This is a genomic window from Kineosporia sp. A_224, from assembly GCF_002198655.1.
Classification (GTDB): domain Bacteria; phylum Actinomycetota; class Actinomycetes; order Actinomycetales; family Kineosporiaceae; genus R-H-3.
On sequence record NZ_MWLN01000081.1, the window covers coordinates 1 to 11,447 of the forward strand.

An 11,447-nucleotide genomic window follows, 5' to 3' on the forward strand; every position below is an offset into this window, starting at 1 on the left:
TCCTCGACCGCCCCCTCACCCCGACCCCCTGACCCTCCCGAGTTACTCGCGCGTATGACCCGGTTTCCCGGTCATACGCGCTAGTAACTCGAGGTTCTGGGTGGGGTGGGGCGGCGGCCGGCGGCGAGGATCGCGGCGGCGGCGACGGAGATGGAGACGGCGGTCCCGAGCAGCACCGGGGTCCAGGAGCCGGTGGCGCGCTGGAGCGCGGCGCCGGCGAGCGGGGCGCCGGCCGTCATGAGCGTGATGGGGACGGCGAGCCGGCCGGACAGGCTCGCGTACCCGGTGCTCCCGTAGAGCTGCGTGACGAGCGCCGGGCGGGCGATCGAGCCGATCCCGAACCCGAACCCGAAGACGACGACCGCACCCACGGCGCCCGGGGTGGACGTGGCGACGAACGGCAGGACGGCGGCCGCGCCGGCCTGGACGGCGAAGACGGCGGCGACGACGTCGGCCATCGCGAACCGGCGGCTCAGTGCCGTGACGACGACCCGGCCGAGCACCTGCAGGGCGCCGATCGCGGCGCTGATCCCCGCGGCCACGGTCGGCGGGTGGCCGGCGGCGACGAGGATGCCGATGAGGTGCACGGAGATCGTCGCGAACGCGACGGTCTGCGCGGTGAACCCCAGGCCCAGCAACCAGAACCGGACGTCGCCCGCGGCCCGGGCGAGCACGGCGCGGCGCGCGTGCTCGTTCGCCGTGCGGACCTCCGCGTCCGCGCGCGCGGCCCGCACGTGCGGCGGCCGGCGCAGGACGAGCGCGTGCAGCGGGACCGTGACGCTTCCGTGGAGGACGGCGAGCACGACGGCCGCCGTCCGCCAGCCGTAGGCCTCGACGAGCCCGCCGACGAGCGGGAAGAAGATCGTCGAGGCGAAGCCGGCGACGACGGTGATCGTGAGGATCGTCCGGGCGCGCTGCGCCGGAGGCGCCCAGGCCACCGCGGTCGCGAACGCGGCCTCGTAGAAGACCATGGCGCCGACCGCGCCGATCCCGGCCCACACGGCGTAGAGCGCCACGGGGTCGTGGACGCGGGACAGCGCGAGCAGCAGCAGGGTGCCGAGCACCGACCCGGCCGTCATGAGCCCGCGGGAACCGTGCCGGTCGAGCCAGCGCCCGACCGGCACGGCGAGGGCGGCCGCCGCGAGGACCGAGCCGGTGAACGCGCCCGTGCCCGCCGTCCGGCTGATCCCGAGGTCGGCGGTGACCGGCCCGAGGAACACCGGGAACGAGTACCAGAGGCTGCCGTAGCCGACCGTCTGGGTCACCGCGAGCGCGGCGACGATCGCCCGGCCGCGACCGGGCAGCCGGTCGTGGCCGGGCGTCGGAGCACCGGTCGGGTCGGTCACCCGCAGCACGCGGCTCCGGTGGCCGGCCCCGCGCCCACCGGGAGCAGGGAGGGTCCCGGGGCGCCGGCCGCCCAGGTGCCGAGCGCGTCCGGGACGCCGGAGCAGACCCCGGTCTCCGGCAGGTCGAGGTGCACCTCGCGGGCCGCGGCCCAGTCCCCGGCGAGCGCCGCGGCGACCGAGCGGACCTGTTCGTACCCGGTCGCCATGAGGAACGTCGGCGCCCGGCCGTAGCTCTTCATCCCGACGACGTAGTAGCCGGCCTCGGGGTGGGACAGCTCGTCGACCCCGTGCGGCGGGACGGTCCCGCAGGAGTGCTCGTTCGGGTCGATGAGCGGTGCGAGCGCCCGGGTCGCCCCGAGGACCGGGTCGACGTCGAGCCGCAGCTCGGTGGTCAGGCCGTGGTCGGCGCGGAACCCGGTCGCGGCGACGACCCGGTCGACGACGAGCGCGTCGCCGCCCGTCGACGTCACCGCGACACGGCCGTCCGCCGTCCGGGCCAGGGCGTGGACGGCGAAGCCGGTGACGAGCCGGACGGCGCCGCCGGCGACGAGCGTCTGCAGTGTGGCGCCGAGCTCGCCCCGGGCCGGGAGGGCGTCGGCCGTGCCGCCGCCGAAGGCGTGCTCGGCGCTGCCGCGTCGGACCGCCCACGTGACCTCGGTGCCGGGTGCCTGCGCGGCCAGGTCGACGAGTGCGGCGAGTGTGCCCGCGGCGGAGTGCCCGGAGCCGACGACGAGCGTGTGCCGGCCGGCGAACCGGTCCCGGTCGGCGCCGGGCACGTCGGGCAGCGCGGGCTCGACGGCGACCTCGGTGCCTTCGCCGAGCGCCGGCAACCCGTTGCCGCCCAGGGGGTTCGGGGTCCGCCACGTGCCCGAGGCGTCGACCACGGCCCGGCCGAGGAGCTCCTCGCCGGACTCCAGCCGGACGACGAACGGGGACGCCTCCCGGCCCGCGGTGCGCACGACGTCGACGTCCCGCCGCGCGACGGCGACGACCCGCTCCCCGTACCGGACGTGCGGCGCGAGCGCGGGGACGGCGGCCAGCGGGCGCAGGTACTGCGCGACGAGGTCGGCGCCGGTCGGCAGTGCGCCCGGGTCGGGCGCTGTCCAGCCGGCGTCGTCGAGGAGCGCCCGGGCGGCGGCGTCGACGGTCCAGCGCCACGGGCTGAAGAGGCGGACGTGGCCCCAGTCCGTGACGGCGGCACCGGCGTGCGGGCCGGCCTCGAGGACGACGAACGGCAGACTGCGGGCGTGCAGGTGGGCGGCGGCGGCGAGGCCGACGGGCCCGGCGCCGAGGACGACGACGGGCAGGTCGGCGGGGGAGGTGACAGTGCTCATGAGGTCTCCAGGATGCGGGATCCGACGGGCGGGGCGGTCAGCCGCAGCAGCTCGCGCCGGCGGCCACCGCGTCCTGCTTGGCGGCGGGGTCGCAGCAGGCGCCGGCGGCGTCCGCGGCGGCGCGGGTGCCGCAGCACGGTGCCGCCTGCGCGGTGGTGGTGGTCTCCTCGGTGGCGGTGGTCTCCTCGGTGGTGGTGCTCGGGGCGGCCGGCTCGGCGGGGGTCGTCATGACGGGCTCCTGTTTCGATGGATGTCTAATCAGTGGCTCCGCCACCTTGCACGACTGTTTCGACAGATGTCAAGATAGACGCATGTCGAAGCAGCCTGTGTCGGTGCTCACGTCCCGCCCCGACGAGCGGCCCTCCGGGGCGCCCCTGGCCTGCTGCGCCCCGCTCGCCGCCCGGGCCCTGTCCACCGAGGAGGCCGTGACCGTCGCCCCGCTCTTCAAGGCCCTCGGCGACCCGGTCCGGCTGCGGCTCATGTCGATGATCGCCTCGTCCGCAGAGGCCTGCGTGTGCGACCTCACCGACGCCTTCGACGTCTCGGGGCCGACGATCTCCCACCACCTCAAGGTGCTCCGCGAGGCCGGCCTCGTCGACTGCGAGCGGCGCGGCACCTGGGTCTACTACTGGGTGCGGCCGCAGGCGCTGGAGAGCCTCGGCACGCTGCTCGGGGCGGCGGGCGGCGCCGCGGGCTAAGGTCGCCCCGTGGTGACCGTCCTCGCGATCGACCAGGGGACCTCCGGCACGAAGGCCGTCGTCGTCGACGGTGGGGGCCGGGTGCTCGCGCTCGCCGAGGAGCCGGTCGCGCCGGTGTACCTCGACGGCGGTGGTGTCGAGGTCGACCCGCAGGTGCTCCTCGACACGGTGCTCTCCACCGGGCGGCGCGCGGCCGCGGCGGCCGGCGTCCCGCTCGACGCGGTCGCGCTGGCCAACCAGGGGGAGACGGTGCTCGCCTGGGACCGGTCCGACGGCCGCCCGCTCGGGCCCGCCGTCGTCTGGCAGGACCGCCGCTCCGAGCCGGTCTGCGCCGGGCGCGCCGAGCACGCGGTCGAGGTCGCGCGCCGCACCGGGCTCGTCCTCGACCCGTACTTCTCGGCGCCGAAGCTGCGCTGGCTGCGCGACCACGTGACCCGCGACGGCGTCGTCACGACGACGGACACCTGGCTCGTCCACCGGCTGTGCGGGGCGTTCGTCACGGACACCTCGACGGCGAGCCGGTCGCTCCTGCTCGGGCTCGACGAGGTCACCTGGGACCCCTGGCTGCTCGACCTCTTCGGTCTCGCCGGCGAGCCGCTGCCGGACCTCGTCGCCTCCGACGCCGTCGTCGGCACGACGACCGCGTTCGGGCCGCCGCTGCCGGTGACCGGGCTCGTCGTCGACCAGCAGGCGGCGCTCCTCGCGCAGGGCTGCGTCGAGCCGGGCACCGCGAAGTGCACCTACGGCACGGGCGCGTTCCTCCTGGCGCAGACCGGGTCCGCCGCCGTCCGCTCGACCGCCGGCCTCACGACGTCCGTCGCCTGGACCCTGCGCGGGAACACGTCCTACTGCGTCGACGGGCAGGTCTACACCGCCGCGTCCGCCGTCCGCTGGCTCACCGACCTCGGGCTGCTCGACGGTGCGCACGCGCTCGACGCGACCGCCGCGCCCGACAGCGAGGGCGTGCTCTGCGTGCCCGCGCTCGCCGGCCTCGCGGCGCCGTTCTGGGCGCCGGCCGCGACAGCCTCCCTCACCGGGATGACGCTCAGCACCGGTCGCGGGCACGTCGTCCGGGCCGTCGTCGAGGGCATCGCCGCGCAGGTCGCCGGGCTCGTCGACCTCGTCGCCGCCGACCTCGGCAGCCCGATGGCCCGGCTGCGGGTCGACGGCGGGCTGACCCGCTCGGCCGCCCTCATGCAGGCCCAGGCCGACCTCGCGCAGGTGCCCGTCGACGTCTACCCCTCCGCGCACGCGACGCCGCTCGGCGCCGCCGCGTGCGCGCGGCTCGCCCTCGACCCCGGCCTGTCGGTCGCGGACGCCGCGGGGGACTGGACGCCGCAGCGCACCTACGAGCCGCTCTGGAGCGCCGACCGCGCCGCCGACCTGCTGGGCCGCTGGCGGGACGCGGCGTCCGTCGCCGCCGGGAGCGGCTCGTGAGCCGTTCCTCCGCAACGGATCCCGCGGGTGCACCGTACGACGTGGCCGTCGTCGGGGCCGGCCTCGTCGGCGCCGCGATCGCCCGTGCCCTCGCCGGCGCGCACCTGCGGGTCGCCCTCGTCGAGGGCCGCGCCGACGTCGGCGACGGCACGAGCAAGGCGAACACGGCGATCCTCCACACCGGGTTCGACGCCAAGCCCGGGACCCTGGAGTCCCGGCTCGTCGCCCGCGGCTACACCCTGCTCTCGCAGTACGCGCGCGACACCGGCATCCCCGTCGAGCCGACCGGGGCGACCCTCGTCGCCTGGACCGACGAGGAGCTCGCGACCCTGCCCTCGTCGGCGGACAAGGCCTCCCGCAACGGGTACGACGCCTGCGAGCTCGTCGACGCCGAAGAGGTCTACCGCACGATGCCCGCCCTCGGGCCGGGCGCGCTCGGCGGGCTCACCGTGCCCGGCGAGTCGATCACGTGCACGTGGACGACGAACCTCGCGCTCGCGACGGACGCCGTCCGGCGCGGTGCGGACCTGCTGCGCCGGCACGAGGTGACGGGCGTGCGGCCGGGCCTGGACGGCACGACGACCCTCGACACCACGGCGGGGGAGGTGCGGGCCCGCTGGGTCGTCAACGCGGCGGGGCTCGGCGCGGACGTCCTCGACCGGCGCTTCGGGCACGACCGGTTCCGGGTCGTGCCGCGCCGCGGCGAGCTGCTCGTCTACGACAAGCTCGCCCGGCCGCTCGCGCCGCGCATCGTCCTGCCCGTGCCGTCGAAGGTCGGCAAGGGCGTCCTCGTGAGCCCGACGATCTACGGCAACGTCATGCTCGGCCCGACCGCGCAGGACCTCGACGACCGGACGGCGACCGGCACCTCCGAGGACGGGTTCGCCTTCCTCCTGGAGAAGGGCGCCCGGATCATGCCGGCGCTGCTCGACGAGGAGGTCACGGCGTCGTACGCGGGCCTGCGGGCCGCCGTCCACGTCGACGGCGCGCTCTTCGAGGACTACCTCGTCGACGTCGACGCCGCGCAGCGCTACGTGCTCGTCGGCGGCATCCGGTCGACCGGGCTCACGGCGTGCCTGGCCCTCGCCGAGCACGTCACCGGGCTGCTCGCCGCGGCCGGCCCCGGCAGCACCGGCCTCGACCTCGCGCCGCGGCCGGACCTGCCCGCCGCGGTGGCGATGCCCAACCTCGGCGAGGCGTTCGGCCGCCCCTTCGCCGACGTCGACGCGATCGACCGCGACCCCGAGTACGGCCGGGTCGTCTGCTTCTGCGAGCGGGTCACCGCCGGCGAGATCCGCGACGCGCTCGCCTCGACGGTGCCGCCGGCCGACCTCGACGGGCTGCGCCGCCGCACCCGCGCCATGAACGGCCGCTGCCAGGGGTTCTACTGCGGCGCCGAGGTCGGCGCCCGGCTGGAGCAGGGCATCGTCGACAGGAGCGGGCCCGCATGACCGCGCCCCGGCACGAGCACGTCGCGGTCGCCGTCGTGGGCGGCGGTCCGGCCGGCCTCGCCGCGGCCGCGGCGCTCGCACCCCACGTCGACGGCGAGGTCCGCGTCCTCGACCGGGAGGCGGAGACCGGCGGCATCCCGCGGCACAGCGACCACACCGGCTACGGGCTGCGCGACCTGCACCGCCTGCTCACCGGCCCGGCGTACGCGCGCCGGCTCACCGACCGGGCGCTCGCCGCGGGGGCCGTGCTGCGCACCTGCGCGACGGTGACCGGCTGGACCCCGGACGGGCACCTCGAGGTCACCGCCCCGGCCGGCCGGTCGACGCTCGCGGCCGGTGCCGTCGTCCTCGCGACGGGCGCCCGGGAGCGGCCGCGGCCGGCCCGGATGATCACCGGCGACCGGCCCGCCGGCGTCCTCACGACGGGTCAGCTGCAGAACCTCGTCCACCTGCACCACCGGCGCGACGTCGGCGCCCGCGCCGTCGTCGTCGGCGCCGAGCTCGTCAGCTGGTCGGCCGTCCTCACACTGCGCGAGGCGGGCTGCCGGACGGCGCTGCTCGTCAGTGCGCACGCCGTCCCGGAGGCCGCGGCACCGGTCCGGCTGGCCGCCCGGCTCGGGCTGCGGACCCCGGTCGCGACCCGCACCCGGCTCGTCGCGGTCGAGGGCCGGGACCGGGTCGAGGCCGTCGTCCTCGAGCACCTCGGCACCGGCGCCCGGCGCCGGGTCGCCTGCGACACCGTCGTCCTCACCGGCGACTGGGTGCCCGACCACGAGCTGGCCCGGCTCGGCGGCCTCGACCTCGACCCGGTCTCCCGCGGGCCCGTCGTCGACACCGCGCTGCGCACGAGCCGCCCCGGCGTCTTCGCGGTGGGCAACCTCCTGCACCCGGTCGACACCGCCGACGTCGCCGCCCTCGACGGCCGGCACGTCGCGGCCGCCGTCCGGCGCCACCTCGCCGCCCCGGTGCCCGCGGCCGCGGGCGTCCGGCTCGTCCCGCAGGCCCCGCTGCGCTGGGTCGCGCCGCAGCTGCTGCGGGCCGGGGACCCGGCCCCGCCGCGCGGCCGGCTCCTGCTGCGGTGCGACGAGACCGTCACCGCACCCGTCGTCGAGGTCGTCCAGGACGGGCTCGTCGTCGCGCGCCGGCGGCTGCCGTGGGCGGCCGCGCCGGGGCGGGTCTTCCGGGTGCCGTCGGCCCTGCTGAGCGACGTGCGGCGGGACGGCGGGGACGTCACCCTCCGGCTCGCACCCCGCTGAAGGCCTGTACCTCGGCCGCCGGATCCTCCGAGACGTCGGCGGGGACGTCGGCCGCGGGCGGGGCGGCCGGCAGCCGGACCGTGAACCGGGCCCCGCGCCCGGGCGCGGTGTCGAGCCCGACCCGGCCGCCGTGGGTCGTGACGATCGACTCGACGATGGCGAGCCCGAGCCCGGTGCCGGCCGTCGCCCGCGACCGGCCGGCGTCGGGCCGGTAGAACCGGTCGAAGGCGTGCGCGGCGACGTCGGCGGGCATCCCCGGGCCGTCGTCCTCGACGACGACGAGCACGTCGTCCGCCGTCCCCGGCCGCGCGGCGGTGACCTCGACCCGGACCGCCGTCCCCGCCGGGGTGTGCACCACCGCGTTGCGGACGAGGTTCACCAGGGCCCGGCGCAGCGCCTCCGGGTCGCCGCGCACCCAGGCCTGCGCCGACGCCCCGACGCTCACCCGGTGCCCGGGGGCGGTGGCCGCGACGGCCGCGCCGACGTCGTCGGCGACCTCCGCGAGGTCGACGTCCTCGGCGCGCAGCGCCGGCTGCTGGTCGAGGCGGGCGAGCAGGAGGAGGTCCTCGACGAGGCCGCCCATCCGGGCCGCCTCAGCCTCGATCCGGGCCAGCGCGGCCGAGGACGGCTCGTCCGCGGTGAGCACCCCGGACCGGAAGAGCTCGGAGTACGCCCGGATCGACGTCAGCGGTGTGCGGAGCTCGTGGCTCGCGTCCGCGAGGAACTGGCGCAGCCGCTGCTCGCTCGCCCCGCGGGCCGCGAACGCCTCCTCGATCCGGGCGACCATCGTGTTGAAGGTGCGGGCCAGGCTGCCGACCTCCGTGCGGTCGGCGGCGTGCGGGGCCCGCACTGTGAGGTCGCCGGCGGCGATCCGACCGGCGGCCTCCTCGACGTCCGACAGCGGCCGCAGCCCGAGCCGGACGACGACCGCCCCGGCGCCGACGAGCATCGCGAGGACGAGCGCCGAGACGCTCGCGTCGACGAGCACGACCCGGCGCACCGTCGCCGTGACGTCGTCGAGGGACTTCGCGAGGACGACGACGTCACCGGACCCGCTCGTGCCGGAGCCGCTCGCGCCGGTCGACGGGTCGGTGAGCACCGTCGCGAGGTAGCGACCGGTGCCGCCGTCGACGGCGTCGAGCCGGAACCGGCCGGTGGGCAGAGCGCGGTCGGCAGCGAGGTCGGCGGAGAGCGCGGTGACGTCGGGGAGCCGGCCCGTGCCGACCGTCGGGCCGGCGACCTGGTCGAGGACCGCACCCGTCGTCCCGTCGAGCCGGACGAGGACCCGGTCGTCGAGGAGCTGCCGGTCGGTCGTGCCCGAGGCCGGCGCCGGTGGCTGCTGCCCGGCGCCGGGCGGTGGCGGCCCCGGCCGGCGGGCCGCGGCGAGCTCGGCGTCGACCCGGTCGAGCAGGCTGTCCCGCAGGGTGACCGCGACGACGGCGTTGACGGCGACGATGCCGGCGGCGGCGAGGACGACGGACGTGAGGACGAGCCGGGTCCGCAGCGACCTGCGCAGCCGCGGACGACGCAGCCGCGTCACCGGGGCTGCCGCAGCACGTACCCGAACCCGCGCACCGTCTGCACGAGCGGCGGCCCGGCGGCGTTGAGCTTCTTGCGCAGGAGGCTGACGAACGACTCGACGACGCCGCCGTCGCCGGCGAAGTCGTACTTCCACACGTGGTCGAGGATCTGCGCCTTCGACAGCACCCGGCCCGGGTTCTGCAGGAGGTAGCGCAGCAGCGCGTACTCGGTGGGGGACAGGTCGACCGCGGTCCCGCCGCGGGTCACGAGGTGCTGGTCGTCGTCGAGCACGAGGTCCCCGAACGTGAGGACGTTGCCGGCCGGCGGCCCCTCCGGGCCGTGGGAGCGCAGCAGGACGGCGCGCACCCGGGCGACGACCTCCTCGAGGCTGAACGGCTTGGTGACGTAGTCGTCGGCGCCGACGCCGAACCCGCGGATCCGGTCGCCGACCTCGTCCCGGGCCGACAGGAAGATCACCGCGGCGTCCGTGCCGGCCTCGATCGCGTCCCGGCAGACGTCGTAGCCGCTCATGTCGGGGAGCATGACGTCGAGCAGGAGCAGGTCCGGCGACCACTGCGCGGCGGTCTCGAGGGCGCTCCGCCCGTCGAAGGCCGTCATGGTGTCGAAGCCGACGTGCCGCAGCGTCATCGCGAGCGCGTCGGCGATGTACACCTCGTCGTCGACGACGAGCACCCGCCGGCCCTTGAGCGTCTCCGCGGTCCCTCGCGACACCAGGCCCCACCTCTTCCGTCGATCGACCTGCCCCGGGCGCACCGCCCCGCATGATCGTCGTCGGCCCGGCTGGGCGTTCCCTGGAGGGAACCTGGACGTCTCCTCCAGGTCAGCGCGGGGCGAGCCCGCGCCCGACCCACGCCCGCGCGGTCGTGCTCGACGGCCCCTGCGGCAGCCGGGCCCGGCAGCGCTCGCGCAGGTCGCGCCGGGCGGCGTCGTCGAGCGCGGCGACGTACGCGCCGGCCGGTCCGACGCCGAGGGTGAAGGGCTCCCACCAGGCGTCGAAGGAGGCGTGCGGCACCTCGACGGCGATCGCGGTGCCGGTGACGTCCGTCGCGCCGGCCGCCGTGAGCAGCTCGACGAGGTGCCCCTCCCGGGCGCCGGGCAGCTCCGACTCGTCGGGCGCGTCCGGGTCGCCCGCGCGGACGGCGGCCCAGAACGCCGCGAGCGGTCCGGTGCCGCCGGCGTGGTCCCAGACGCACGCCGCGACGACCCCGCCCGGCCGGGCCGTGCGGACCATCTCGGCGAGGCCCGCGACCGGGTCGGTCATGAAGTGGACGACGAGCTGCGCGAGGACGGCGTCGAAGGCCCCGTCGTCGAACGGCAGCGCCTCGGCCCGGCCGGCCCGGACGTCGACGTCCGGGAACCGTTCGCGCATCGCCGTGACGAACGGCGGCGAGGGGTCCACGGCGCACACCCGGTCCGGCCCGAGCCGGTCGACGAGGACCCGGGTCAGGGCCCCGGTCCCGCAGCCCACGTCGAGCGCCGACGTCACGGTCGGGCCGGTCACGCCGGCGACGTCGGCGAAGCGCAGGGCGAGCGGCTCGGAGAACCGGCCCATGAACGCGCCGTACGCGTCGGCGCCCACCGCGAAGGACATGGCCGCCATCCTGCACCCGCGGCGCGCGTCCCGTCAGTGGTCAGGGCCGCCGGTCGGGGCCGGTGGTCAGGGGGCCGCGCCGGTCGCCCCGGCGCGGGCGACGACCTCGTCGAGGGTGCGGCGCACCGCACCGGCGACGGCCTCGTCGTCGGGGCCGGTGTCCGGGTCGCCGACGACGCTCACGACGAGCCGGCCGCGGTAGCGCGCCGACGCGAAGGCGACGGTGGTGTTGCCCCGGTTCGGGACGAGCGGCACGACCGCCGAGACGTCGGCACCGCCGACCCGCAGCGGCCCGGGCACCGCCGGCAGCGCCGTGAGCAGGGTGTTCACGAGCCGCTGCCGGTCGAGGTAGCGGCGCACGAGGTGCAGCGCCCGCAGCACGCGGAACGCGAGCAGCACCAGGGGCAGCGAGCGGCCGTGGCCCCCGCCGAGCCGGGCGCGCCGCTGGGCCGTCACCGCGCGGACCCGCGCGACGAGGTCGCCAGACGTCGGGACGTCGACCGGCATGACCCCGACCGCGTTGGCCGTGCTGCCGGCCCGGGGGCCGCGCACCGCGACCGGGACCGAGACGACGACCGGGTCCAGGTGCTCGCCCCGGGCCGCCGCGGCGGCGCGCAGCGCCTCGGCGACGGCGACGAGGACGACGTCGTTGACCGACGCCCCGAGCGTGTGCGCGGCCGCCGCGAGCGGCTCCGCGTCGAGGTCGACGAGGGTGGCGCGGCGGCGCGGGCCGGTCGCCCGGTTGAGCACCGACGGCGGTGCCGGGGTGCTCCCGGCGACCTCATGCAGTGG

Annotated in this window: 11 protein-coding genes; 4 read left to right on the top strand and 7 right to left on the bottom strand. The window is 77.4% G+C overall.

The annotated features are described in order from the left end of the window. Nucleotides 1-80: 80 nt before the first annotated feature. The 3 genes from EDJALFJO_RS06625 to EDJALFJO_RS06635 are packed head-to-tail and all read right to left on the bottom strand — an operon-like array spanning nucleotide 81 to nucleotide 2,909. A complete protein-coding gene (locus EDJALFJO_RS06625; protein ID WP_158220315.1) occupies nucleotides 81-1,346 on the bottom strand; it encodes an MFS transporter in 1,266 nt (421 codons plus the stop codon). Then, nucleotides 1,343-2,680: an NAD(P)-binding domain-containing protein gene (locus tag EDJALFJO_RS06630; protein ID WP_088283437.1), complete on the bottom strand. Its 1,338-nt coding sequence runs from the start codon at nucleotides 2,678-2,680 to the stop codon at nucleotides 1,343-1,345. The genes EDJALFJO_RS06625 and EDJALFJO_RS06630 overlap by 4 nt, the downstream gene beginning before the upstream one ends. A 37-nt stretch (nucleotides 2,681-2,717) precedes the next feature. Beyond that, nucleotides 2,718-2,909: a hypothetical protein gene (locus EDJALFJO_RS06635; protein WP_088283440.1), complete on the bottom strand. Its 192-nt coding sequence runs from the start codon at nucleotides 2,907-2,909 to the stop codon at nucleotides 2,718-2,720. A gap of 82 nt (nucleotides 2,910-2,991) precedes the next feature. On the opposite strand from EDJALFJO_RS06635, the gene EDJALFJO_RS06640 reads away from it, so the two are divergent. The 4 genes from EDJALFJO_RS06640 to EDJALFJO_RS06655 are packed head-to-tail and all read left to right on the top strand — an operon-like array spanning nucleotide 2,992 to nucleotide 7,522. Continuing rightward, complete coding sequence (locus tag EDJALFJO_RS06640; RefSeq protein WP_088283442.1) at nucleotides 2,992-3,378, top strand: helix-turn-helix transcriptional regulator; 387 nt, start codon at nucleotides 2,992-2,994, stop codon at nucleotides 3,376-3,378. Nucleotides 3,379-3,387: 9 nt separating this feature from the next. Next, the gene (locus tag EDJALFJO_RS06645) at nucleotides 3,388-4,815 is read left to right on the top strand and encodes an FGGY family carbohydrate kinase (protein ID WP_088283444.1); all 1,428 of its coding nucleotides are present in this window, start codon (nucleotides 3,388-3,390) and stop codon (nucleotides 4,813-4,815) included. Then, a complete protein-coding gene (locus EDJALFJO_RS06650) occupies nucleotides 4,812-6,266 on the top strand; it encodes an NAD(P)/FAD-dependent oxidoreductase (protein ID WP_088283446.1) in 1,455 nt (484 codons plus the stop codon). Before EDJALFJO_RS06645 ends, EDJALFJO_RS06650 begins: the two co-directional genes overlap by 4 nt. Further along, complete coding sequence (locus tag EDJALFJO_RS06655; RefSeq protein WP_088283448.1) at nucleotides 6,263-7,522, top strand: NAD(P)/FAD-dependent oxidoreductase; 1,260 nt, start codon at nucleotides 6,263-6,265, stop codon at nucleotides 7,520-7,522. The genes EDJALFJO_RS06650 and EDJALFJO_RS06655 overlap by 4 nt, the downstream gene beginning before the upstream one ends. Here EDJALFJO_RS06655 and EDJALFJO_RS06660 read toward each other — a convergent pair. The 4 genes from EDJALFJO_RS06660 to EDJALFJO_RS06675 all read right to left on the bottom strand — a co-directional run. Next, nucleotides 7,497-9,062: an ATP-binding protein gene (locus EDJALFJO_RS06660; protein ID WP_088283450.1), complete on the bottom strand. Its 1,566-nt coding sequence runs from the start codon at nucleotides 9,060-9,062 to the stop codon at nucleotides 7,497-7,499. The genes EDJALFJO_RS06655 and EDJALFJO_RS06660 overlap by 26 nt on opposite strands. Beyond that, nucleotides 9,059-9,775 carry a response regulator transcription factor gene (locus EDJALFJO_RS06665; RefSeq protein WP_233149716.1) on the bottom strand — a complete coding sequence of 239 codons (717 nt, stop codon included), beginning with the start codon at nucleotides 9,773-9,775 and terminating at the stop codon, nucleotides 9,059-9,061. Before EDJALFJO_RS06665 ends, EDJALFJO_RS06660 begins: the two co-directional genes overlap by 4 nt. Before the next feature lie 109 nt (nucleotides 9,776-9,884). Further along, a complete protein-coding gene (locus EDJALFJO_RS06670; protein WP_088283452.1) occupies nucleotides 9,885-10,655 on the bottom strand; it encodes a class I SAM-dependent methyltransferase in 771 nt (256 codons plus the stop codon). 66 nt (nucleotides 10,656-10,721) lie between these two features. Beyond that, nucleotides 10,722-11,447, bottom strand: a 726-nt coding sequence (locus tag EDJALFJO_RS06675) for a WS/DGAT domain-containing protein (RefSeq protein ID WP_143448337.1), incomplete at its 5' end; no start/stop codon positions are given.

Excerpts from the sequence above, each read along its gene's own strand:
- EDJALFJO_RS06635 (WP_088283440.1), bottom strand. The coding sequence starts at position 2,909 with ATGACGACCCCCGCCGAGCCGGCCGCCCCGAGCACCACCACCGAGGAG.
- EDJALFJO_RS06630 (WP_088283437.1), bottom strand. The coding sequence starts at position 2,680 with ATGAGCACTGTCACCTCCCCCGCCGACCTGCCCGTCGTCGTCCTCGGC.
- EDJALFJO_RS06640 (WP_088283442.1), top strand. The coding sequence starts at position 2,992 with ATGTCGAAGCAGCCTGTGTCGGTGCTCACGTCCCGCCCCGACGAGCGG.
- EDJALFJO_RS06655 (WP_088283448.1), top strand. The coding sequence starts at position 6,263 with ATGACCGCGCCCCGGCACGAGCACGTCGCGGTCGCCGTCGTGGGCGGC.
- EDJALFJO_RS06670 (WP_088283452.1), bottom strand. The coding sequence starts at position 10,655 with ATGTCCTTCGCGGTGGGCGCCGACGCGTACGGCGCGTTCATGGGCCGG.